The following is a 26242-nucleotide window of genomic DNA, read 5'->3' on the forward strand; positions in this document are numbered from 1 at the left end:
GTGAATTATTTGTCGACCTTTAGAACTGCCAGGAAAGCCTCCTGAGGAATTTCCACACGTCCAACCTGCTTCATCCGTTTCTTACCGGCCTTCTGTTTTTCCAGCAGTTTACGCTTACGACTCACGTCACCACCATAGCATTTCGCAGTGACGTTCTTTCTGAGCGCTTTTACCGTGGTCCGGGCAATAATCTGCCCACCAATGGCCGCCTGAATGGCAACATCAAACATCTGACGGTGAATGATCTCTTTCATTTTTTCCGTCAGAACCCGTCCACGGGAAACTGCGTGATCTTTGTGCACAATAACCGCCAGTGCATCGACCTTTTCACCATTGATCAGAATATCCACCCGAACCATTTTAGCGGTTTCAAAACGATCAAAAGAGTAATCCAGAGAAGCAAAACCCCTGCTCACCGATTTCAGTCGGTCAAAGAAATCCAGCACCACCTCGCTCATCGGAATATCGTAGGTCAGTGAGACCTGACCACCCGTGAACTGCATATCTTTCTGTACGCCGCGCTTTTCAACGCAGAGAGAAATCACATTACCGAGATATTCCTGGGGTACCAGAATATTGGCCCGGGAGATGGGTTCACGAATTTCGTCAATACCCGCGGGGTCAGGCAGTCTGGAAGGGTTATCGACTTCCACCACACTGCCATTTTTCATATGACACTCATAGATTACCGTGGGAGCCGTGGTAATCAGATCCAGGTCATATTCCCGCTCAAGTCGCTCCTGGATAATCTCCATATGCAGCATGCCCAGAAAGCCACAGCGGAAACCAAAGCCCAGCGCGTCACTGCTCTCCGGCTCGTAAAACAGGGAAGCGTCATTGAGACTCAATTTTTCCAGCGCATCACGAAAATCTTCAAAATCATCCGCACTGACCGGGAACAAGCCGGCATAGACCTGCGGCTTAACATGCTTAAAGCCTGGCAGCGCTTCAACATCCCGGGTTTTCAGATGAGTCAGGGTGTCACCGACGGGAGCACCGTGAATGTCCTTGATACCGGCAACCACATAACCAACCTCACCGGCTTTAAGAACTCCGGTGGGCGTCCGCTTGGGCGTAAAAATACCGACATTATCCACAACATGAGACTGTTTGGTGGATTTAACGACGATCTTTTCTCCCTTGCGCAACGTACCGTTTTTCACCCGCACAAGAGACACCACACCCAGATAGTTATCGAACCAGGAATCGATGATCAGTGCCTGCAATGGCCCATTAATATCACCTTCAGGGGCAGGAATAGTGGACACCAGTCGCTCAAGAACGTCTTCAATGCCCAAACCACTCTTGGCAGAGCAGCGGACAGCATCGGTTGCGTCAATACCGATAATCTCTTCAATTTCCTGGGAGACCCGGTCTGGCTCAGCCTGGGGCAAATCCATTTTATTCAGCACGGGCATAACTTCCAGCCCCTGCTCTATGGCGGTGTAGCAGTTAGCAACGGATTGTGCCTCAACACCCTGGGCCGCATCCACCACCAGAAGCGCACCTTCACAGGCCGCCAGGGAACGTGAAACTTCATAGGAAAAGTCAACGTGTCCTGGTGTATCGATAAAATTCAGCTGATAGGTATTACCATCTTTGGCATGATAATCCAGCGTCACACTCTGGGCCTTGATGGTGATGCCACGCTCGCGCTCAAGCTCCATGGAATCAAGCACCTGGGCCTGCATTTCACGATCACTGAGCCCACCACAGGTTTGGATAAAACGGTCAGCCAGGGTTGATTTCCCATGATCAATATGGGCAATGATGGAAAAGTTCCTGATTAAGCTTAGGTCGCTCACGATAGTATCTACTATAAAAACGTCACAAAAAGCGATCCCCGCAATCGCGGGGACCGTCTTGAATTAGGGAATTGACCTGCGGATCAAACTGACTTACCGGCTGTTAAACAGCATGAATTGATTCTATTCATGCCTGTGGCTAAAGCTCCGGTAGCAATTAACAAGTGTCTGATCTGCATAAATGATTCCATAATATTCTATAACATGTCAGCACACTACTCCATGGTCATATACCGTGCTATCCACATTTGATCACTCCTGTAACCGGAAGGTGATGTAGCCGGGATTTCCACCGCGAATAACCCGCATCGAAATCGAGCGGTTCCTGGGCAGTTTGGCAACCACTTTTTTGAATTCCGTTACCGTTGTCACACTGATGTTGTTCAGGTCCGTGATAACATCGCCCTGGCGCAATCCAATAGAACGTCCAGCTCCCCGGTTAACCCCGATCACCACCAGCCCCTGAACATCCTCATCCAGGCGCAGCTTATTGCGATAATTCTCATCAAGCTCTGCTACCTGAACACCCAGAGGGTTCTTATCAGAAGGCGTCTTATCTCCTCTGTGTTCAGGGGCACCACTATTTTCATCCGGCAGCTCACCCACTACAACATCTGCGGTCTTGCGCTTGCCATTACGGATATATTCCAGCCTGGCTTTTTCGCCGGGCTTTATCACACCCACCGACATTGGCAACACGCCTGAGCTGCTGATAACTCTTTCATTAAATCTGACAATAATGTCGCCGGGATGAAGCCTTGCCTTATCAGCCGGACCACCGGGAACCACCTGACTGATCAATGCCCCCATGGGTTTTTCCAGACCAAACGATTCGGCAAGATCCCGATCCACATCCTGAATGGCGACCCCCAGCCATCCCCGGGTGACATACCCCTTCTCTTTCAGCTGATCAACCGCCCACATAACATGATCAACCGGTATGGCGAATGACAGCCCCATAAAACCGCCAGAGCGGGTAAAAATCTGGGAGTTAATTCCGATGACTTCGCCGTTCATATTAAACAGCGGACCACCCGAATTACCCGGATTGATAGGGACATCGGTTTGAATAAACGGGACATAGGAGTCGCTGGGCAGGCTTCTATTCAGAGCGCTGATAATGCCTTTGGTAATCGAATATTCAAAATTAAACGGAGACCCAATCGCTGCTACCCATTGACCAGACTTAACACTCTCGGAATCACCAAGCTTAACGACGGGCAGACTGCGGTCATTATTAATTTTTAACAGCGCCAGATCTGAACGCTTATCGGCACCGATAAGTTCTGCAGCACGCTCACTCCTGTCGCTGAGTCTGACAATAATCTGATCAGCACCTTCGATAACATGGTTATTGGTCAGAATGTAACCGTCTGACGAGATAATAAAGCCAGAACCGAGCGACATCGGTTGAGAACGTCCGGAAGGGCTTTCATCAGGCAGCGGGATACCAAAGTAACGGCGGAAAATTTCAGGAATCTCCTCCCCGCCCGGCCCATATATTGACGGTCTCGCTTTTGGTGAGGCCAGAGTACTGATATTCACTACCGCTGGTGATGCCTGTTCAAACAATGCCGCAAAATCTGGCAAGCCTGAACCCCTGACTGAAGCATTTGCCAGTGTTGCGTAAAACAAAAGCAGGGAAAACCCAACGTTATAAAGTGACTTTTTGCAGAGAAAAAACACCCTACTCATATTATGTTTTCTCCAGTATTCAACTATTGAAAAGATTCACCGCAGCCATAGGCTCCTGCGATATTATTTATAATTACGTGATAAAAAGGCGACCCGGCAGCATCAGAAATAAAGCAAGAACATTCAACCCTGCCTGGAAGAAAGCGTTCGCCCGAAGGAACTGCCTGATAACGACAAATTGTCAGAGGGTAATACCCTTACCACATCAACACGGCACATATCAGCTGATCTCTTCCCAAATAACCTTATTGCGCCAAAGCCACATGCCAGGAGCAAGCCAGCTGAGACAAGCAGCAGCCAATCTGCTGCCCCCATTACTGAGGACAACCAGATGCCAGCCATCATAAGCAGAAGCGGGAAGAGATAAATCAGAAAAGAAGCCTTTAGCAACGAGCCTTCCGGAATACCGACCACAACCATGTCACCCTCTTTCACTACCCAGGGACAAAGCGCTTTGATATATGAAAAGGATGAGCCGACCCTGTACTTTTCAAAGAGATGCTGCCCACAACCATTTCGGGCACTACAGCTTGAACAACCGGACTGTCTGATTGTTTCAACCCAGACAAAATCACGCTCTACAGCCACAACTCGTCCCTGCTCTTCTATCATATTCCTGAAAACCTGATATAGATCGGTAACGAAATAATACAAAAAAAACCAGTCTTCAAGTCCAGCAAACTTACTTGATCATTACATCAAGGCTTCATTTTTACCGGACGAACAGATACAGCTACTCTCTCTGCCGTACCCAGAGGGACATCACCAACAACCGTCACATGGAAGTACTGATTACCCTCTCTGTAAATCTTTGAAACCGCCGAAAGAGCACCAATTTGTTCAGAAGCCTGACTTAGTACCCGAGTATCATCCTGCTCAACAAAAACAGAGAAATTGGCAATTCCATCAGAAAAAATCAAAGCATCCACATCGTGCTTGCTAACTGGAGAAGGGCGCACAGTGCTGTTTTCCAGCACAAAGCCATCAGGCAGCCAGCCCGTTTCCCATTCCGGGGGTACATCAGGTTTCTCCGAGTGTTCTGGATTGTTTCTTATCTGAATAGTTTCATCAACACTGGAGGGTTTGCGGTCCAGGAGTGCCAGAACATCATCTGGTAGCTGACCAATACTCAGGGAAGTGAACTGCAGTCGCTCAATGATTTTACCCTGATCATCAACCAGCACTGATTTCAACAACAATGAGGATACCCGATCAAGCCATAACTGATAGCCGTAACGGAAACGATCTTTCGGCAGCACAAGCAACAGCACGGCTTCGCGACCAGCAACGCGGTCAATACCTACAATTTTCAAGTCATAGAAATGTTCAGAAACACCCGACTGAAACTTGTTTAGTACCGGCATCAATGAGCCATGCTGAAACCTGGTCACCCCTTCGTTGTAACTGGAAAAGAAAAGTTCATGCCCGGAGCGTATGACTTCCCGGGGAGCGCCATCCAGATAGAGGATACGTTCTTTTTCCGATATGTTCTCAGCTTCAGCCTGATGAATAACACTTAATGTCTGCAGCTGCGCTCCCTGCTGATAAACAAACTCTCCCTGAAAGCTAAGACGTTTGGCGGAAGCAGCCATTCTTTCAAGCAGGTAGCCTGCATCGGATGATGTTTCTGCAGACACAAAGCCACTGACGAAAAAACATATAATCAGCAGCTTTCTGGTAATCCCTTGCTTCTGTTTCATAAATTTATTGGTTGTCAAAACTGGTCAATCGGGCAAATGACAAAATACTCTGGCCACTTCCCATTGCAGAAAGCTCTGCATGCTGAAGTGCATAGGCATGAAAACGTTCCCTGGTTGCCCTGTCAGCAAGACTCTGGGCATAGGCAAGTTGTTCAGGGGTAATACCGTCATGCTGCCTTGAGTTGTACCCGGCACGAATACCCAATGCACCATAATCGTTATGACCCGATTGCGCCAGCTGCACTGGCTGAGTCAGGGTAACCGGTTCATTTTCAGCCAGAACCTGCAAATCAGGAGACGGATTACTGTTTCTGACCCCGACAACAATGGCAAAAGCCACTGAGGCTGCAACCGCAACCTTACCCAATGAAGCCCATACATCCTCAAAAAAGCGGCCGGATACGGGACTGATCGCAGAAGAACCTTCTGCTCCAGAGGCATTCTGCGCACCGGTATTATCGACCTCTTCCTGCTCCAGGGCATTCATCACGCCCCTGGAAATATCGACATTGGCAAATTTACTGCTATTACCACGCAGTGTCTCACCAATCAGCTGATAACGACCCGCAAGTGAACGAAGGTCATCGTCCTTGCCGATATTATCAATCACTCGACGCAATTCCAGCTCACTGGCCTGTCCATCCAGAGAAACCGATAAAGATTCTTTCAAATGTTCTCTGGCACTGTTTTGAGAACTCTTTTCACTCATAGACAAACCTCTGGTGTTCATGCCGACCTTCACTCTGTCGCACATGAGTTAAACCTTGTTTAACCACTTTGCCCTAATAACGGTCTGATCTCACGATCAATGGCTTCACGAGCCCTGAAAATTCTGGACCGTACAGTACCTACCGGGCAGTCCATAACATCGGCAATTTCTTCATAGCTGAGGCCATCAAACTCCCTCAACATTACCGCTGTTCTCAGTTCATCGGGTAAACGCTGAATGACATCATGGATGACCTGCTCGATTTCATTACAGTACAGGTTGCGCTCAGGGGTATCAACGACCCTCAAGGTTGTCGCTGTTTCCAGAAAGTCTGCATCATGAACATCAATATCAGACTCTGGCAATCTTCGCCCCTTGGATACCAGATGATTTTTGGCTGTATTGACAGCAATACGGTACAGCCAGGTATAAAAAGAACTGTCACCACGAAACTTATCCAGTGCACGGTACGCTTTTATAAAAGCCTCTTGCGTAACATCCTGAACTTCCTGAAAGTCACTGACATAACCGCCGACCAGCCCAAGAATACGGTGTTGATATTTAATAACCAACATATCATAAGCTCTTTTGTCACCCTGCTTTACACGATCAACCAACTGCTGATCAGTATCCGGACTATCAACCATTCAGGCATCTCCACCCATGCATGGCAGGAACACCATAAAAGGCACCATCGTGCAATAAAGGGTTTAGCTCAGCAGCAAGTATATAGACCATCAAAATGAAGAAAAGTTCCTGATATTTTCAATTTTTTACTTCAAAGGTATCTGTCCACCACAACCCGGTTTATCCGAGTGTTGTAATTATATTGGAAAACCGACAGGTTATTTTTAGCACTTCAACGACACTACAGTAACTTCCAGACATTCTATATAATGCCCTGACAATGAATATTCCAGTCAACTGGCTGGCCCGGTTCACAAAATACACAGGTCAGACAAGTTTAGTCGGGCCTCTTGATTCAGGTCAGCAGCAATTTTAACATCGACCCGTAAAATAGCCTCTTTAGCCCGATGCACATAACCAGTGACTGTCATTGATCATACCGATAAATAGCTAAGCCACTCAATAAAGAACTCATCATGTTACTTATCCAGACATGTACAGTTCCACAGGCTAGCACATTAAACCACACTGCATTCATTTTCCTATGGATTATAGGAAGGATAAAAGATGTCAGAGTGACTTGATGACTGGGGAGCCTTATGCAACAGCCCTACAATTACGATGTAATCATCATTGGCTCTGGCGCAGCCGGACTGACCACTGCACTGCAGCTGCCTGATGATGCCAGAATAGCCATTTTCAGCAAAGACTCATTAAGCGCTGGCTCAACCTATTGGGCGCAGGGGGGCGTGGCGGCGGTATTGGACCAGACCGGCGACAATATTGACCAGCATGTGAAAGATACCCTCACCGCGGGTGCCGGCCTGTGTAACGAGTCGGCTGTTCGACATATCGTGGAGAATGGCAGAGAGAGTATTGAGTGGCTGATAAGCCAGGGCGTACCATTCACACCGGATCATACCGTTGACCGGCCCTTCGACTACCATCTGACACGGGAAGGCGGGCACAGCTCCCGCAGAATCATTCACTCCGCAGACGCTACTGGCCGGGCTATTTCAGATACCTTACTGGAACAGGCAAGGTTAAAGCCGAACATAGACCTTTACGACCATCACCTGGCTGTAGACCTGATCACCACCAGCAAACTGAAACCTCACATTCACCACCATGAACCGCGCTGTGTTGGTGTTTACATACTCGACCTGGTGTCAGACCAGGTGCATGCCTTCAAGAGCCGTTGTACCGTGCTTGCCTCCGGAGGTGCCAGTAAAACCTACCTTTATACCAGTAACACCGATGGTGCGTCCGGAGACGGCATTGCCATGGCCTGGCGGGCGGGCTGCCGGGTTGCCAATATGGAGTTTAATCAATTTCACCCGACCTGCCTATACCACCCAAATGCCAAGTCGTTTCTGATTTCAGAAGCCGTTCGGGGCGAAGGCGGCCTGCTCAAACGGGCCGATGGCAGCCGGTTCATGCCAGACTACGACCATAGGGAAGAGCTGGCTCCCAGAGATATTGTGGCACGGGCCATTGACCATGAAATGAAGCGTTTGGGGTCAGACTGCCTTTACCTGGATATCAGCCATAAGCCGGCGGAGTTTATTCGCTCTCATTTTCCAACCATTTACGAACGCTGCCTCAGCTACGATATCGACATCACCAGAGACCCAATCCCTATTGTTCCTGCTGCCCATTATACCTGTGGTGGAATACTGGTTGATAAAAACGGTCAAACCGATGTACAAGGCCTTTTTGCCGTTGGTGAGTGCAGTTTTACCGGCCTGCATGGCGCTAATCGGCTGGCCAGTAATTCACTGCTGGAGTGCTTTGTCACTGCCAAAAGCTGCGCCCGGATGATACGCAATACCATTGATCAATACCCACAACCACCCTCTCTGCCGAACTGGGATGAAAGCCAGGTAACAGATTCCGATGAAAATGTGGTTATCTCTCACAATTGGGATGAACTTCGCCGCTTTATGTGGGATTACGTGGGTATTGTCCGCACCACAAAACGTCTGCAAAGAGCAATGAATCGCGTTGAGTTGCTCCAATCTGAAATTCATGAGTTCTACAGCAATTTCAAAGTCAGCAATGACCTGATAGAGCTGCGCAACCTTGCCCAGGTATCTGAGCTGATTATTCAATGCGCCATGGCCAGGAAAGAGTCCCGCGGTTTGCACTACACGCTGGATTACCCTCATACAAATCCTGTTCCTGAAGACACGATTCTGGCTCCAGAGAACTTCAGGGGCTGTTGACGTTTTGTGGGTGCTCAGCGTATCCAACCCTGTTGAATACCTTCAGGTATTACAAAGGCCTTGGTGGATAAAGGCAGTAATGCCACAACGAAGACATACAGAACGAATACGATGGGCATGAACTATACGTGCCCCTCGCCCTTGCCACCGAACAGAGAGTGAGACTCAAGCATCAGCCTCAGCCTGAAACCATGCAGCTCAACCGGGTCAGCGCTGTCTGGAAACAAAATCAGGCGGGAAGGATGCCGCTTACCCTCAACTCTCAACTTAAAGCAAATCAATATTGAGGTGACAACAATTTCACCCTCAGGCCAGGCGCGATACCACGCACCGCCAAGATTCACCCGCCACTGATCTTCCAGCAACCGAATGACAGAAATACTGGTCGGAAGACTCTGAGCAATAAACTGAAGGTAGTGTCGATAGAAATGCAAGGCGAGAACCATGGCCAGGGCAAACTTGACCACAGGCCAGACTGAACAAAGCCACAGCGCAACACAAGCGGCACCGTGGCTGATAAGCATCAAAGCAAGGTGGTAACGGGAACTTCTTACATTAACTTCACAAAGACTCGCCTTTGTAGCGCCCACGCTCCAATACTCTGTCAACCATGCGGCTAAGAGCCTGATCTTCAGGCCTTGTACCACTCATAAACCAACTGAAGAGGTCCGGATCTTCACACTCCAACAGGCGAACATAGGTTAGCTGATCAGCTTCACTGAGCTCAGACAGCGCCTCCCTGGTAAAAGGTTCCAAAAGCACGTCAAGCTCAAGCATCCCACGACGACTTCGCCACTGCAGGCATTTCAGCTCATTTTCACCCAGCATCTTAGAATAACTCCTATTATGGATTTTGCCGGTTATTATACCTTTAAATTCGCAGCAATAATCTTCTATTATGCCAGCATCTATCAAATGCAATTGCGGCAACCAGATAACAAGGTAATCAGATGGCCACCGACTGGAAGACCTACTTAACAACTCAGGGCGCTGTTTATAAAGAAGAGCGGTTGACAGGCTTTGCCAAAACACCACAGGCACTGGATGAAAATTCTGTCTCAGTACTCTCTGGCCACAGCTTTGTCAAAATCGACGGCACCGATCGCCAGAAGTTTTTGCAGGGACAGATTTCAACACATATGCTTCAGCTGGCCGCTCATCAATACAGCACCGGGGTGGCATGCTCCCCTAAAGGACGGATGTATACCAGTTTCAAAATCATGGACAATGGTGAAGACTACCTGTTGACCATGAACTCAGGTCTGACTGAAACCACTCTCGACACTCTGAAAAAGTATGCGGTTTTTTTTAAGGTTAATCTCACCAGTCAACCAGAGCACGTGGTTCTCGGCCTGTCTGGAGCCAATATCGACACCCTGCTGACCAATATTTTCCCCGACTCATCACTTCCAGGGCAAAACGAAGTCATCAAAGTCTCCGGCAATGGCTACCTTATAAAAGTCTCTGGTATCAGGACTCGCTATGAGCTTTGGCTTCGTCAGGATGACCTTCCTCTTTTATGGCCAGAACTGACCAAAGAGCTTACACCTGCAACGGAAGATTTCTGGGCGTTACTGAATATTGAGTCAGTCATTCCAGAGCTTTGTCAGGAAACCATCGATAAATACATTCCCCAACATCTCAATCAACCCTCCCTTGGCGGAGTCAGTTTCAGAAAAGGGTGCTATACCGGGCAGGAAATTGTGACCCGAATGCAAAACCTTGGGCAGCAGAAAAGCCGGTGTTACTGGTTGAGCCTGGAAAGCGTCGAAGAGCCTGACATTAACACCCGACTTTACAACAGTGATGGTAAGCCGGTGGGTGAAGTCATTCAGCGTGCCCGTAATGTCGAAAACGACAACATTGAATTACTGGCTGTTATCAGGATTGAAGCGGCTGAAGCCAACGATGTCTTTCTGGATACAGAAAAAAGCCATCAGCTGCAGGTTCATAAAATACCCTATGCAATAGATCCAAAGGCCGAACTGCAAAAATAGTCGCCCCAGTCAATGCTACTCACCCAGGGTCATTACTGACCCCTGGGTGATTAGCAAGCTATCAGCTGATATTCTTTTTGATTTCCACCAGCACACCATAGGCTTCGTCAAAGTCGTAACTGATAACAGCATCCTGAAATAACGTCAGCTCTTTATGGTCAATTTGATCTTTCAGTCCCTGAATAAGCGTTGGCAGGAGAGAAACCACATCCACATCACCTGCACTGAGCTTTTGCTCCATCTCATCAAGCAGTTCATTCAGTTCACCAACGGCAATAGATCCTTCCCCGGCGGGTTCCAAACCTTCTTTAACCGGAGGCAAATGTTCTAGGCCTTCCATCACCTGCTCAAAGGCCAGCACAAACGAATCCATCAAGCTATTGTCAGGCATTTCAAATTGTCTGCGTAAACTGTGCTCAAGTTGAGCAGCCTGATCATGCAGGCTGCTTGCCCCTAAATTACCGGCAACCCCTTTCAATGCATGCACCAACTGGCAAGCCTCATGCCATTTACCGGTTTCCAGAAGCCCTTGCAATTGGATCAGATCTTCCCGCTGGCCATGATAGAAGTCTGTCAACAGCTTTTCATAAAGCGCCTGGTTGCCCTGAAGTCTCTGCAAACCATCGTCTACATCTATTCCCGGCAGTTTCAGGCAGGATATATTCTCTGATGCCTGTGGCAAAGCAACAGCCTGAAGCACATCGGTTTCTCCTGCCTGCAACCAGTGACGCACCATCTGCTTGAGGGCATCAGGACTTAATGGCTTGGAAATATGATCATTCATTCCAGCCTGCAAACAGCGCTCCCGATCTCCGGTCATGGCATGTGCGGTCATGGCAATAATAACCAGCTTATCTTTGCCAAGTTTTCGCCTGATCTTCCGTGTTGCCTGATACCCATCCATTTCAGGCATCTGAATGTCCATAAAGACCAGATCAAAGTCTTCGTGCTTCACCCGCTCCACCGCTTCGGCACCGTTCGTGACCATGACGACCTCAAGCCCCATGCCCTGTAACAGCTCACGGGCAACCTGGCGGTTGATTTCATTATCCTCAGCAAGCAGTATGCGGCCTTTAGGCATAATCTCGCAAAATCGAGCCTCTTCGATGATTTCAGTTTTCGGATTTTTCTGACACTGCAACAGGCGCAGAATAGTCTCTACCAAAACGCTGTGATTGACCGGTTTAATCAGAAAAGCATCCACTGTACCTGAGGCTTTTGCCATTAGCTCTTCCCGACCATAGGCCGAAACCATCATCAGTTTGGGTTCCGGAGCAAGATTGAGTTTATGAATGCGTTCTGCCAGTTCGATGCCATCCATATCCGGCATTCTCCAGTCAAGCAGCACCAGGGAAATAGCCTTATCAGCACCAGAATTCTTCTCTTTCAGCAACGCCAGCGCTTCGTCACCATGGTCACTTTCCAGGGTTTCGCATCCGGATGTTTGCAAATGACTGATCAGAAGTGCTCTTGCTTCCGGGTTATCATCCACCACAAGCACACGAGTCCCGACAAGGGACTGTTCCAGTACCTGAACCTGATGGGCAACACCCAGTTCAACGGTAAAGCAAAAAGTACTGCCCTTGCCGGGTTCTGAATCAACAGAGATATCCCCGTTCATCATGTACACAAGGTTCTTACAGATAGCCAGCCCCAGCCCGGTACCACCAAACTTCCGGGTTGTTGACCCATCAACCTGAGAAAATGACTGAAACAACTTATTCTGCTGCTGTTTACTGATACCAATACCCGTATCGGTCACCGAGAACTGAAGTCTGACCACATCCTGCCTGCTGCTGACCAGCCTGACAGACACATTGACTTCGCCTTCACTGGTGAACTTGAGGGCATTATGGGTCAGGTTGATCAGTATCTGCCCAAGCCGGAGCGGATCACCCCGCAGATGTCTGGGCACATCCGACTGAATATCGTAAGTCAGTGTCAGGCCCTTTTCCCTGGCCTTGATACTGCTGAGGTTATAGACGTTGTCAAAAACGCCCCCAAGGTCAAATTCAATATTTTCCATATTGAGTTTGCCTGCCTCAATTCTTGAGAAGTCAAGAATATCGTTGATGATACCCAGAAGGTCATGGGCAGATGTCTGAATTTTACTGACGTAATCCCGCTGTTGATAAGAGAGCCTGGTTTCCTGAACCAGATGACTCAAGCCAATAATGGCATTCATCGGCGTACGGATCTCATGGCTCATATTGGCCAGAAAATTACTTTTTGCCTGATTGGCCTGATCAGCCACTTCTTTCGCCTTGCGTAACGCTTCTTCAGTCTGTTTTCGATCAGTAATATTGCGCCCGGAAGCAAAGAGGTACCCTTCTCCCTCATACTCCATATAGTTCGCAGTGACCTCCACTGGAAAAACAGTACCATCGGATGTTTTTCGCAGCGTTTCATAGGTCATACCTTTTCTCAGCACCAGCTGCTCCCAGAGTTTTTTCCAGGAACTCCGGGTAACTGCCGGGTTAATGTCCATGATGGACAGTTTCATTAACTCTTCCTGAGAAAATCCCAGGGCCTTACAGGCAGACTCATTGACATAATTGTGGTGACCATCCCTTCTGAACCAGTGAATATGATCACCGGCACTATCGAGGGAGAAACGGGCCATCGACAGCTCACGTTCCCGTTCAATCTGGTGAGTAATATCCACCGTTGTACCAATGACCCGCAGGGGTTTCCCCAGCTCATCCCTGAACACCACCTTCCCTTTGCTGCGAACATTACAATAACTGCCGTCTTTCCTGCGGATACGGTAAACAAACTGGAACGAGTTATCGGAAGTCTCCAGCTGTTGTTCAAAAAAATGAATGGTGGAAATTTTATCCTCTGGATGAAGCTGCCGTCGCCAGGTCCGGATATTGCCCAACAGTTCTCCGGGCTGGTAACCCAGCATGGTTTGATACCGGGGGCTTAAATACATGTTATCCCCGGGGACATCCCAGTCCCAGAGACCATCGGAAGCCGCATCCATTGCCAGCTGGTAACGTTCCTCACTGACTCTTAAGGCATCTTCCGCATGTTGACGATCACGGGCGACCGCCACCAGCTCACCCATTCGATGCAGCAAATCCATTTCATTGATATAAACCTGATATTTTTCCGGCGTATTGATCAATCCAATACCACCAACCACACGACCAAACAGCAACATAGGCGCATAGACCGCTATGGAAACACCCAAATCATCCAGAATGGCAGCACCTTCAAGGTCTCCCTTCTGCAATATTTCATCACGAATCAGAATGTTGCCCTGATCCTTTTTCATCTCGCCATAAACACTGGAAAAATCATGGTCAAACAGTGGCTCAAAAGCTGCGGGATCAGGACCAGGCCGACATGACCAGTAATGCTCAATACGGGCCCGGGGCTCCCAGGAGAAGATGCAGACGGCTTCAGCGTTGAGATAGCGCCCAAGCCGACTCAGAAAATAGTCATTGGCCCGATGCAACGGCTGGTCCATGAAATGCCTGGAAATATCACTCAACAGGCGGTCCAGTTCGGAGCGAACCCGCAGCCCTTCCTCTGCTTTTTCACGGTCAGCAATCTCGATGGTTAAACGACGATTCCAGTAAACAATGAGAATCAATGTCACCAGAATCAATACCAGACCAATAAACAACTCTTTATTAGGCCGCCACATGCCTCCCTGAATCGACAGCCAGCTGCTTTCAAGAGCCTCCCGGTCTTCCGGAGTAATTGTATCAACCGCTTTTTCCAGGATAGAGGCCAGTTCAGGAGAGTTGTTTCTCGATGCCATACTGAAGTCATAGTTAAAACCCGCTTCAGCAACCACCTGCAAGTTGGTTATTTTCATGCGCTCTATTTCATAACTTGCAGAAGCCAGGTTGACCACCATGGCATCAAGAACGCCGCTGGCAACCTGATTCAAGCCTGTGGCAATATCCGGCATCTTGACAAAATTGATGCCCGGGTAGTTCTGCCGGAAAATTTCATAAGTGACATAACCTGGCGTAAAGCCAACCCTTTTCCCATTTAAATGCCCCGGAGAGCGGATGCTTTTGTCGGAAACACGGGCGAGGATCACAGCCGGCACACTGACAAATGGCTTGGTAAAATTCAGATAACGACTGCGCTCTTCCGTTTTCTGTAACATCGCAACGGCATCAACATCATGCCGATAAGCCTGAATCAAGGCATTGGTCCATACAGGATCCTGATGAAGCTGAAAGGTGATGCCCAGCCTGTCTTCCAACAACCTGAGATAAGCTATGGCCATTCCCTGCCATTGCCCCCTTCTATCAATATAAGAAAATGGCGGTTTATTATTATCAACCAGAACACTGATTACCGGATTTTCACCTAACCAGCGGCGCTCAGAATCACTCAGTTCAACCACTGAACCACTTCTGCGAAAATAGCGATCTCGACTACTGATAATCCAACGGTTTTCAATGGCACGATACTCATCCGGAGTAATTGCCCGAAAGCCATTATTCAACTCCGGCAATAAGTCCGCCGACCTGTTCAGCAAAAGACCAGCCCCAACCGCCTCATTCAGATTAAAGTACTCGCTGGAGTTCACCTCACCCACCAGACCATGGCGATTCAGGGCAGACTGGACAATCACAGGCTCACCAAGAAAGGCATCTATTTCTCCAGAGAAAAGGCTCCCAATCATCTCGGAGACACTGCTATGTTCAATGGGATACGCATCCGGCAACCAGCGGCGAACGAATTCCTCAGGGCTTGAAGAACCGATCACACCCAGCTTTTTACCATTCAACTCCGACCCGGGATCACCCAGGTTGCTGTCAGGGCGAAAGTAAATTCGGGTATTCAATCCATAGTAAGGATTTGACAGCGCCATCCACTGGCTTCGTTCCATCGTCGGAGACACGGCAGCAATAACGTCGACCTTACCTTTTTGCAAAGCCGCTATGTTTTCACCGATAGGGCCCATTCTGAATTTAATCGGTGTTCCTGTTTTTTCTGACCATAAATTCCAGATATCAACAAACAGGCCTGAGGGTTTACCCAGTGCATTGATAAAAGACAGCGGAGAAAGGTCGGTCTCCAGGGCAACGACCAGACTTTCAGGGTGACAATGCATAAACCTGAACAGCTCTTCAATAAGATCTGCTCTGTCCTGATCAGAAATTGCCGCCACCCCATGTTCAATAACACGCACAAGATCCGTTCGCCCCGGGGCAACAATGGCCTTGACTTCAACGGGTGGCAAAGGCGTTTGCACCACCTGATATTCATCTTTAACACCCACATTATGCAAGTAGTAGCTCAAGCTTGTACGGCCGCCAAGTATCGCGTCGACCTCAAGTTTGGATGCCGCTCTGGCCATTGATGAGTTTGAAGTGAAGGGCACAATAACAGCGTCTGCATTAAAGCTTTTGAGACAGGGCTGACAGCTATAACCTTTGATATAGCCAACCCGGAGTTTCGCAAGTACCTCCTCAAAGCTACTTATCTGACTGCTTTTTCTTACAAACAGAACAGGAACAAACGAGTGAATCGGTACACTCTCCAGACCATTCTTGCGCAACTGATCCTGCATGCCCGGTGGCGAGTAAGCCAGAACATCAACTTCGGAACCCTTAAGCTGTGCCTCAATTTTTTCCGGAGAAGACACCACAAACTGTATATCAACGTTGCTTTTTTCTGACCATAGTTCCCAAAGGTCATGAAGCACACCGTCAGCCTCTCCCTCATTATTGGTAAACATCCAGGGGGCATCATCGGCAAAATAAGCAATTTTGATCGGTTTTTTATTACCCTCTGCATAAAGCCCCGTACTGACAGGCAACGTCAGGAAAAACAGCAGGAGTAATATCAAAGTCCAGAAAATCGTTCGGGAATAACGGCTCAGTGCGAAGGGCATAGTAATTCGGGATAAGTCAGGGAACCGGAAAGCGGGCTTATCTTACCCTGTATCAAGACAATCACCTATCAAAGAAAAGGTAAATTCGGTTATTTGCTAAAATAATCGTGAGAATAACTATCAGGTAAATACCATGGCAACCGAACAATTTTCCAACGAACAACTTGATGCCAGTAAAAAAGCCATTGCCCGGGCTGAATCATTAATGGATTCAATGAAAATGCTGAAGAAAAAACTGCATCTCAGTGAAGGCTGCGGGCAACGCTTCCTGCAAAAGACCAACCCTGACCTCGCGCTGTTACAAAAAGCCGAACAGGAGATTAAAGAATCCTACAGCGGCAAACCCGGAAATAGTCAGCAGACCAGCAAAAAAAATAAAACGGGGTTGTTAAACAATATTCTCCGCAGGGGACAGGCCTGAGTTTCCACCAATTCGGTTGACAGCATGGTGGATAGCGCCGACAGTAGCCTTATCTATCGGTTAATGACGACGTTTCCCTGTGCTGACCATATACCATTCCAATCATCTGGATGTGCTTAAAGACCTTCTGGTCGAGCTTTTTCGCCAAACCCCTCCGAGCAACCCCCTGGAAGATGAACAGATTCTGGTACAAAGCCCCGGAATGGCCCAGTGGCTCAGACTGGAACTGGCGAAAGGACTGGGTATAGCCGCCGGTGTCAATTTCCCCCTGCCGGCCAGTTTCCTCTGGCAAATATATACCCGCATCCTGCCGGACGTTCCACGCCGATCTGCGTTCAATAAGGAGTCAATGACCTGGAAGCTGATGGATCTCCTTGACTCCCTGAAACACGACCCTGACTTCTATTCATTAACCCAATACCTGGCAAGCGATGATGACGACATTCGGAAGTTTCAGTTGTCCGGAAAAATCGCTGATATTTTTGACCAATATCTTGTCTATCGCCCTGACTGGATTCTGGACTGGGAACAGGGGGATGATTCCAGCACAGTCACCTCTGACCAGCCTTGGCAGCCCAAACTATGGCGTGCCCTGGTCTCAAGAACGGCTGAACTGGAACAATCCCCCTGGCACAGGGCCAATATGCATCACCGCTTTCTTGAGGCTATGGCCGATAATGATTGCAGCTCACAGCTGCCACGGCGGTTGTTTGTCTTTGGTATTTCTGCCCTGCCACCGCATTTTGTCGAATCCATCGAGGCAATGTCCAGCCAGTGCGATGTGCATTTAATGGTCGCTAACCCCTGCCAGCACTACTGGGGAGATGAGCGGGATCCAAAATACCTGCGCAAGCTGGCAGCCCGTAAACTGCTGGATCAAAAGAAGAAGCAGGATAAAGGCTGGTTCAGTAAGGAGGGACTCTCTCTGGACTCTCCTGACGCTTTTGGCAACCTGGACTCCATTGGCAATCCGCTGCTGGGCTCAATGGGCAAGCTTGGCAGAGACTACTTCCACCAGCTCCACGGCCTGGATGCTTTTGATATCGATGTCTTTGTCAGCGATCACAAGGATACCCTGCTGGGCAATCTGCAAAAGGACATCTTCGAGCTGCACGACCGGACAGCCCAGGGTCAGAAAACGGCAATGCAAAATGACCAGTCCCTGCAATTCCATAGCTGCCATAGCCCACTCAGAGAGGTGGAAATACTGTATGACCATCTGCTTGATATGTTTGAACAGAACCCGGAACTGACACCCAAAGACATTGTCATCATGCTGCCGGATATCGACAGCTATACCCCGTGGATTCAAGCCGTATTTGGCAGCATGGATGACCAGCGCCGTATCCCCTTTGCCATTTCAGATGTCAGTGCAAAAAACGAGCACCCTGTCCTATCAGCACTCCTTAAACTGCTGGAGCTGGACAAAAGCCGCTGCTCCGCTCCGGAGCTTATGGAGCTGTTGGAAGTGCCCGCCATTCAATACCGTTTCAACCTGACCACCGGTGATCTGGACATTCTGAGACAATGGACCCATGAGTCTGGTATACGCTGGGGGTTAACCCCTGCCCACCAAACCCGGTTTGACCTGCCAGAACTGCAGGCCAACTCCTGGTCATTCGGGCTCAGAAGGATGCTGCTGGGCTATGCCATGCCGGAAAATACCGGCGTTTACGATGATATTTTGCCGATGGACGCGGTTCAGGGCATGAATGCAACACTGGCAGGCTATCTGGCCAGTTTTATTGATAGCAGTGAGCAATTACTGAATGAACTGGATAACACACGAACCATTGAACAGTGGATCCAGTTCACTCATCAACTACTGGATCGCTTTTTCCTTACCCGCTCTGAAGAGGATGAAGCAGCGCTCACACTGGTCAGGGATACCCTGTCTCACCTCTACGAACAGCTGCTGGAAGCAGGGTACCAGCAACCATTATCACGCAGTGTCTTCATCAGTTATCTGACCGAACGATTGACTCAGGAGCGCAGCAGTCAGCGCTTCCTGGCAGGCCAGGTCAATTTCTGCACATTAATGCCCATGCGCTCCATCCCGTTCAGGGTTGTCTGCCTGCTGGGTATGAATGACGGTGCCTACCCCCGCAGCATTGCCCCGGCCGGATTTGACCTGATCGCCCGCCATGGCAGGCGTGGTGACCGCTCACGTCGGGTAGACGACCGCTACCTGTTCCTCGAAGCTCTGCTGTCTGCCCAGGATACCCTTTACATCAGCTATGTTGGCCGACGGATACAGGATAACAGTGAACGCATACCTTCTGTGCTGGTCACCGAACTGCTCAACTACTGCGAACAGGGTTTTGACCTGAAATCAGAGCAGCTGGTTATCGAACACCCTTTGCAGCCGTTCAGCCACAGAAACTTCTTGAATCAGCCTGAGCCAGACCAGAGAGGGCACACTTTTCACAGCTACATTAAAGAGTGGTTACCGGCAGCCAGTCGCACTGAAGAAAGGCCAGGCCAGTTTATTCAGACGCGCCTGCCGGATGAAGAGGGAGTTAACCTCAATGACGTGGAGCTTGCCGAGCTGTTGAGATTTTACAGCAACCCCAGTCGCTACTTTTTTAACCGCCGCCTGAAAGTCTATTTCTCCGTTCAGGACCAGACTCTGGAGGAGACCGAAACATTCGCCATGGAGCCGCTGGAGAACTACCAGCTGAAAGTCGGGATTCTTGACAGTCTGATTAGCAAAGAAGCACCCGAACGCCTGGTCAGCCGACTGCACTCTTCCGGCAAGCTGCCGCACTCCGCTTTTGGCCAGATTCTGCTGGATGAGCAGATAAAAGACCTTACCCCAATGGCAGACAGGTTAAGCCTACAGCTGGAAAATAGCGCTGAAGACCGGGAAGTGAACCTGCAACTCCCTCACCTCGAACGTCAGCACCCTCCAGTGCATCTGACCGGCTGGCTAAAAGGCTTTTCTGCGTCCGGTATGCTTCGCTACCGCCCTGCCAGTTTTAAAGGTAAAGATCTGATCAGGAGCTGGATTGAGCACCTGTGTCAGTGCATGACCGGAAATCCAACCGTAACCCGGATTCATGACCTGGAGAAAGAGCGCCTGTTGCCGGTCATCCCAAAACAGGAAGCAGAACAACACCTGTCCACACTGATCCATTATTTCCAGATGGGTCAGAACCTGCCGCTGCCCTGGTTCCCGGAAACGGCCTATAGCTGGTTGAAGGCCGATCCGGATGATAACCCGGACAAGGCAGAAAAAGCCGCCGAAAAAGCCTTTGCCGGGGATGATTTCCATGTGTGGGGAGAGTGCAGTGATGACTATATACAGCGGGTCTACCCTGAGCTGACGCCTATATTCACTGAAATGACCAGCCTTACCAGAGAGATTATGGCTCCTGCGTTTGACTGTTTGCAGGAGGAACAGCCATGAGCCAGTCAACAGCCATGAGCCAGTTAACAGCCACTGACCAGAACCGCCTGGTTCCGGAAACACTCAACCCACACGCCCTGCCCCTGCACGGCGTCCGCCTGATCGAAGCCAGTGCCGGCACGGGCAAAACCTATACCATTGCGAATCTCTATCTTCGCATACTGCTGGGCCATGGCAGCGATAAAACACAACATGAAACCCCGTTAACCGTTGATCAGATACTGGTGGTTACCTTTACCGAAGCGGCCACCGGCGAATTGCGGGATCGTATCCGGGCCAGAATTCACCAGACCCGGGATGACTTTATTGCGGGAAAATCCAGCGACCCGTTTATTCAGCAGCTGATTGAGGATATGGATCAGCCAGAACAGTGTCAGGCACTGCTGCTGGCCGCAGAACAGCAGATGGATGAGGCGGCGATTTTCACCATCCACGGCTTCTGCCAGCGTATGCTGAAACAGCATGCGTTTGAAAGTGGCACACTCTTCTCCAGTGAACTGATTACAGATACCGAGCCCATGTTGCAGCTGAGTGCTGCGGACTACTGGCGCCGGAATTTCTATCCCCTGGAAAAACCGCTGGTAAAACTGATCCGCAACCTCTGGAAAACACCCTACGACCTGCTGAGTCATTTGCGCAGCTGGCTGCCCCTGTCAGATCTGAAACTGGCCGGAGACCAGGTGCCGGAATCCATGGAGGAGTTCAACAGGGTCTATCTGTCAGCCGCCAGAGAATTGAAGACACTCTGGCAAAACGATCAGGACACCATCGCAGACCTGTTGCGTAACTGTGGCCTGCGTAAAGACCGCAAACCCCTGAAACGTCTTGGCTATATGGACAGTTTTCTTGCCTCTGACGATCTGATTCCCAATCTGGAAAAAGACAGCTGGGAGATCTACGGCACAGAAATATTACAGAAGAGCTTGTTAAAAACCGGCAAGCTGCCCGAGCACCCCATTTTCCGGAAAATTGATGAATTCCTGGATTTACCACTCTCCCTCAAGGAGGCACTTCAGGGCCTGATCACCCGGGATGCACTGCAGCATATCAAATCCCAGCTAACACAATTGAAAGCCAGCCGCTATCAACTCTCCTTTGATGACCTGCTGACCAACCTGGCCAGTGCGTTGTTCCCTGAAGGCAATCTTGAAGGAAATTGCGAAGAGAAGGCCGGTGACGGCGAACTGCTGGCCCAGGCAATTCGCAGCCAGTATCGCATTGCCATGATTGATGAGTTTCAGGATACCGACCCTCTCCAGTATCGCATTTTCAACAAGATCTACATGGAAGGCGGTGACCCCGGCGTCGGCCTGTTTATGATCGGTGATCCGAAACAGGCCATCTATGCCTTCCGTGGTGCCGATATCTTCACCTACATGCAGGCCAGGCAACAGGTACACAGCCATTACACGCTGACTACCAACTGGCGTTCAAGCGATGCCATGGTGTCTGCGGTGAATACGGTATTCCAGCATTCAGAGACCCCCTTTATCTACAACGACAGCATCCCTTTTGAACCGGTTCACCCATCACCGGGTGCCGCGCAGAAGCGTCTTTATCATGAGGGAGAAGCACTACCGGCAATGACCCTGTGGCTGCAGCAGCCCATTGACGGGCCAACTGTCAATGCCGAGAACTATCTGGATACCATGAGCCAGGCAACCGCCACCGAGATCAATCGCCTGCTCTCAGCCGCAGACCGGGAAAACTGCCAGATTCACAACGGCGACCGGCAAACACCTCTACAGCCCGGTGATATTGCCGTACTGGTTCGCAGTGGCCGACATGGCCAGAAGATTCGCGAGGCCCTGGCCGCACAGAATATCGCCAGTATCTACCTGAGCAACCAGGACTCGGTATTTGCTGCACGGGAAGCGTCTGACCTGGAAAAAGTCCTTCAGGCCTGCCTGCAACCCACCAGCGAACGGGTGTTGAAAGCGGCGCTGGCCACCACGCTTTTCCATCTTAATGCCCGGGCCCTGGATGCACTCAATGTGGATGAGCAAGCCTGGGAAAGCGCGGTAGAAGAGTTCACTCACTATGGCGAACTCTGGCAGAAAAAAGGCATCCTGCCCATGTTACGCCAGCTTATCTTCCAACGAAAAATCGCCGAACGACTGCTCTCATTCCAGGATGGGGAACGGCGTCTTACTGACATTTTGCACCTGGGCGAACTGCTGGCGGCCGCCAGCCTGGAACAGCAGGGAGCATCCGCCCTGGCTCGCTGGTTTTCCGAACAGGTCATCAGACCTGATCAAAACGCCGATGATCAACAGCTGCATCTGGAGAGCGAGCGGAACCTGGTCAAGATCATTACCATTCATAAATCCAAGGGGCTGGAGTACAAGGTGGTCTTTATCCCCTTTCCATGCCATCTGCGCAAAGCGGATTCTCCCCTGTACCATGACCCGCAAACCAGTGAAACCTGGCTGGCATTAACACCCTCGGAGCAAGCCTCCGTGCTGTCAGAAAAAGAGCGTCTGGCAGAAGACCTGCGCCTGCTCTATGTTGCTCTGACCCGCTCGGTCTACTGCTGCTATCTGGGCATGACTCCCTACAAATCGGGAAAAGCCGGTAAAGAGGGTAAAACTGACCTGCACCAGAGCGCGATTGGTTACTTGCTCAACCAGGGCTCAGAGATCGTCAGTCAGGATCTGAACCTGTTGCTGGAGCAAGTGGCCGGGCAATGTGCTCATCAACAGATCGTGATTTCTGCACCACCAGCCGACACTCTCCCACCCTATGCTCCAGTGAATACACAAGAAGCGTCGTTAAGCTCACGGAATTTCACAGGAAATATTGAAAGAAACTGGTGGACCACCAGCTACTCGGCGCTTTCACGGCATGCATCACATCGCGCTGAGACACCGGCCGTTGCCAGTAATGAATCGCCGGGATTTGATACTGATGCCATCAATGAACAACATACGGCCCAGGATAACCCGCAGTCTGAAGCCGCCCCTTTAAGCCTGTTCAACTTTCCTAAGGGTGCTCAACCGGGAACGTTTATGCACAGCCTGTTTGAAGAGCTGGATATGAACGCATTGCGCTGTGCAGACAATGACGCCTATCTCGACAGCTTTCTGGTGGATAGCCACGCCCGGGCCGGTTATGGCGAAGAGTGGCTGCCCGCCACCAAAGGTATGTTGTTAACTTGCCTCAACTCGCCGCTGGATAAAGACAATCTTCGTCTTATAAATCTGCCAGATTCCGCTCGACGGGTTGAAATGGAGTTTTACCTGCCTATCGAACAGCTTAACCCCCAGAGCCTTAACCGGCTGATTGCCCAACACGATTCACTGAGTGCCAGGGCCGGGGAGCTGCAGTTCCACCGTATGAAAGGCATGCTGAAAGGTTTTATTGACCTGACCTTTGAATATCAGGGGCGCTGGTATGTGCTCGATTACAAATCAAACTGGCTGGGAAATAGCATCAGTGATTATTCCAGGGAAGCCATGGAGAAAGTCATGATAGAGCATCGATACGATCTGCAATACCAGCTGTACTCTCTGGCATTGCACCGATTGCTCAAACAACGTTTACCGGATTATGACTATGACCAGCATTTCGGTGGCGTTATCTATCTGTTTCTGCGCGGCGTGCAGATGAATGACCCTGAGCAACACGGCATATTCAGCCATAAACCCTCTTTTCAGCTCATCAATGGTCTGGACCAGCTGTTCCGTGGTGAAGATGGTAAAGATAATCAAAAAGAGGAGCTGATAAGATGTTAAATCAGCTACAGATACTGGAACAACAGGGGACTATTCGAGCCCTGGATTACCAGTTCGCCAAACTGATCCACTCCTTGAATCCCGATCCATTGCTGACTCTGGCCGCTGCCAATGTCAGCTTTGAGCTGGGCCAGGGCAATGTCTGCATGTCTCTGGCATCGGACTTCAGCCTTTTTGGTCTGGATGGGCAGGAAAGTTCCGAACTGATGGATACCGTTGCCATTCCAAAAGACCAGTGGCTAACCCGCCTCAAACGGACTCAGGTTGTGGGTGAAGGCAGTGAACCAACGCCCCTGGTTCTGGATGATGGGCGTCTATACCTTTATCGGTACTGGCAATACGAACGCAGTGTCGCCGGTTTTCTCAAGAGCAGAAGCACCGAAACACTGGATATCGATGAAGCCCTGTCGATTTTGCAGAGACTCTTTAACAGGGATTACCACTTTGTACTCCAACAGTGTAAAGGGAAGTCCGAAGCCGCTCAGAAAACTGAACTTATCAAATGGCTGGATATTGAGTCCGTTGATACGCTTGACTGGCAAGCCATTCTAAATTCGGTTACCCACGGCACTGATAACGATACCCTTAATTCACTGATTCCCGAGTCGGCGTGCCTGAACTGGCAGAAAATTGCTGCGGCACTGGCCGCCAGTCGCTCATTTTCCGTGATCAGTGGTGGCCCGGGAACCGGCAAAACCACAACCGTTACCCGACTGCTTGCCCTGCTTACAGAGCTGGGCCTGAAACGCCAATCCCCTCCGGACATCAAACTGGTTGCCCCAACGGGTAAGGCAGCAGCCCGTTTAACCGAGTCCATTGGCGGCGCACTGGCAAAAATAAACTGCAGTGAAACAGTAAGAGAAAAGATCCCGACTCAAGCCGGAACACTGCACCGTTTACTGGGCGTCATTCCCGGAAAGACTGGATTCATCCACAATAAAAACAATCGGTTACACCTGGATATTCTGGTAGTAGATGAAGCCTCCATGATTGACCTGCCACTGATGAGCCACCTGCTGGAAGCACTGCCAGATCATGCCCGGTTAATTCTGCTAGGTGACCGTGATCAGCTTTCGTCAGTGGAAGCTGGCAGTGTCCTCGGTGATATCTGTGCAGCCGCCAGCTTTGGTTACTCAAATGAACAACGCCATCTGCTGGAAAGGTTAACCGGACATGTTCTTGCTAAAATAGAGCCTGCACAAACTACGACAAACCTCGCCGTTTCCGACAGCCTTTGCCTGCTGCGCAAAAGCTACCGCTTTGATGCCCATTCCGGTATAGGGAGTCTGGCCAAAGCCGTAAACAACAATGATCTGCGATCTCTGAAGTCGGTATTTACCTCAGGCTTTGACGATATTGAGCGCTTTTCCATCGCCGGGGACTCTGATTATCAGCAACTGATACAGCAGTCTGTTGAATCCTACCGACACTACCTGGAACTCATTCAACAGACATCAGCACCTCACCATATTCTTGATGCCTTTAACCAGTTTCAGGTGTTATGTGCCTTGCGGGAAGGCCCATACGGTATTTCAGGGCTGAACGAAGCAATACAAAAAGCCCTGCAACAACAAGGCCTGATTGACGTGACTGGACAATGGTATGAAGGCCGCCCCGTTTTGATCACCCGCAATGATCACGGACTTGGTCTGTACAATGGTGATATCGGGATTACCATCAGAGGCTCTGATGGCCAGCTTCGGATCGCTTTTCAGTTGCCCGATAAACAGGTCCGGCAGTTTCTACCCAGCCGACTTCCTGAGCATGAAACCGTTTTCGCCATGACCATTCACAAAAGCCAGGGTTCTGAGTTTGCGGATGTTGTCATGGTGTTACCGGATAAAGACAGCCCCATCATTACCCGTGAGCTTGTCTATACGGGAATTACCCGGGCCAAATCCAGGCTCACGCTCTTTGCCGAAATGGATATCCTGATCAAAGCAGCAAAGTCACCAACCAAGAGGCAGTCAGGCCTTTATCAGCGGCTGGTTCAATAACAACCTGACGAAAACCACAGAGATCAAAAAACCCGATAAGCAAGAGACAAGCTT

General features: G+C 49.8%; 15 protein-coding genes. 6 read left to right on the top strand and 9 right to left on the bottom strand.

Going from position 1 to position 26242, the window contains the following annotated elements; translation table 11 throughout:
- Positions 1-5: 5 nt before the first annotated feature.
- The 6 genes from lepA to rpoE form a co-directional block, all read right to left on the bottom strand.
- Positions 6-1787, bottom strand: coding sequence for a translation elongation factor 4 (gene lepA, locus J7438_RS00765; RefSeq protein ID WP_503003879.1), 1782 nt, complete (start codon positions 1785-1787; stop codon positions 6-8).
- Positions 1788-2057: 270 nt separating this feature from the next.
- The gene (locus tag J7438_RS00770; RefSeq protein WP_286196273.1) at positions 2058-3395 is read right to left on the bottom strand and encodes a DegQ family serine endoprotease; all 1338 of its coding nucleotides are present in this window, start codon (positions 3393-3395) and stop codon (positions 2058-2060) included.
- Positions 3396-3623: 228 nt separating this feature from the next.
- Positions 3624-4112, bottom strand: a complete 489-nt coding sequence (locus tag J7438_RS28145; RefSeq protein WP_209275049.1) for a SoxR reducing system RseC family protein — start codon at positions 4110-4112, stop codon at positions 3624-3626.
- Positions 4113-4198: 86 nt separating this feature from the next.
- Positions 4199-5200, bottom strand: a complete 1002-nt coding sequence (locus J7438_RS00780) for a MucB/RseB C-terminal domain-containing protein (RefSeq protein WP_209275050.1) — start codon at positions 5198-5200, stop codon at positions 4199-4201.
- A gap of 4 nt (positions 5201-5204) precedes the next feature.
- On the bottom strand, positions 5205-5909 hold the full coding sequence (locus J7438_RS00785; RefSeq protein WP_209275051.1) for a sigma-E factor negative regulatory protein: 705 nt from the start codon (positions 5907-5909) through the stop codon (positions 5205-5207).
- A 59-nt stretch (positions 5910-5968) separates the two neighbouring features.
- Positions 5969-6556: an RNA polymerase sigma factor RpoE gene (gene rpoE, locus J7438_RS00790; RefSeq protein ID WP_209199639.1), complete on the bottom strand. Its 588-nt coding sequence runs from the start codon at positions 6554-6556 to the stop codon at positions 5969-5971.
- 579 nt (positions 6557-7135) lie between these two features.
- On the opposite strand from rpoE, the gene nadB reads away from it, so the two are divergent.
- Positions 7136-8761 carry an L-aspartate oxidase gene (gene nadB, locus J7438_RS00795; protein ID WP_209275052.1) on the top strand — a complete coding sequence of 542 codons (1626 nt, stop codon included), beginning with the start codon at positions 7136-7138 and terminating at the stop codon, positions 8759-8761.
- A 122-nt stretch (positions 8762-8883) separates the two neighbouring features.
- Here the strand turns inward: nadB and J7438_RS00800 are convergent, their stop codons facing one another.
- Together J7438_RS00800 and J7438_RS00805 are read right to left on the bottom strand one after the other, a co-directional pair.
- Positions 8884-9285, bottom strand: coding sequence for a hypothetical protein (locus J7438_RS00800; RefSeq protein WP_209275053.1), 402 nt, complete (start codon positions 9283-9285; stop codon positions 8884-8886).
- Positions 9286-9322: 37 nt separating this feature from the next.
- Entirely contained in the window at positions 9323-9589 is a 267-nt protein-coding gene (locus J7438_RS00805; protein WP_163370676.1) for an FAD assembly factor SdhE, read from the bottom strand.
- Positions 9590-9711: 122 nt separating this feature from the next.
- On the opposite strand from J7438_RS00805, the gene ygfZ reads away from it, so the two are divergent.
- On the top strand, positions 9712-10758 hold the full coding sequence (gene ygfZ / locus J7438_RS00810) for a CAF17-like 4Fe-4S cluster assembly/insertion protein YgfZ (RefSeq protein WP_209275054.1): 1047 nt from the start codon (positions 9712-9714) through the stop codon (positions 10756-10758).
- A 61-nt stretch (positions 10759-10819) separates the two neighbouring features.
- On the opposite strand, the gene J7438_RS00815 is transcribed toward ygfZ, so the two are convergent.
- Positions 10820-16627 (bottom strand): transporter substrate-binding domain-containing protein, encoded by a 5808-nt coding sequence (locus tag J7438_RS00815; RefSeq protein WP_209275055.1) that lies wholly within the window; start codon positions 16625-16627, stop codon positions 10820-10822.
- 133 nt (positions 16628-16760) lie between these two features.
- On the opposite strand from J7438_RS00815, the gene J7438_RS00820 reads away from it, so the two are divergent.
- The 4 genes from J7438_RS00820 to recD all read left to right on the top strand — a co-directional run bounded on the left by J7438_RS00820 (position 16761) and on the right by recD (position 26188).
- Positions 16761-17048, top strand: coding sequence for a hypothetical protein (locus tag J7438_RS00820; RefSeq protein WP_209199634.1), 288 nt, complete (start codon positions 16761-16763; stop codon positions 17046-17048).
- Positions 17049-17127: 79 nt separating this feature from the next.
- Positions 17128-20457: an exodeoxyribonuclease V subunit gamma gene (recC, locus tag J7438_RS00825; RefSeq protein ID WP_209275056.1), complete on the top strand. Its 3330-nt coding sequence runs from the start codon at positions 17128-17130 to the stop codon at positions 20455-20457.
- The gene (gene recB / locus J7438_RS00830; protein ID WP_209275057.1) at positions 20454-24191 is read left to right on the top strand and encodes an exodeoxyribonuclease V subunit beta; all 3738 of its coding nucleotides are present in this window, start codon (positions 20454-20456) and stop codon (positions 24189-24191) included. Before recC ends, recB begins: the two co-directional genes overlap by 4 nt.
- Positions 24185-26188, top strand: a complete 2004-nt coding sequence (recD, locus tag J7438_RS00835; RefSeq protein WP_209275058.1) for an exodeoxyribonuclease V subunit alpha — start codon at positions 24185-24187, stop codon at positions 26186-26188. Before recB ends, recD begins: the two co-directional genes overlap by 7 nt.
- Positions 26189-26242 lie beyond the last annotated feature (54 nt).

This window comes from Thalassotalea sp. G20_0, assembly GCF_017744175.1.
Lineage (GTDB): Bacteria > Pseudomonadota > Gammaproteobacteria > Pseudomonadales > Endozoicomonadaceae > Endozoicomonas.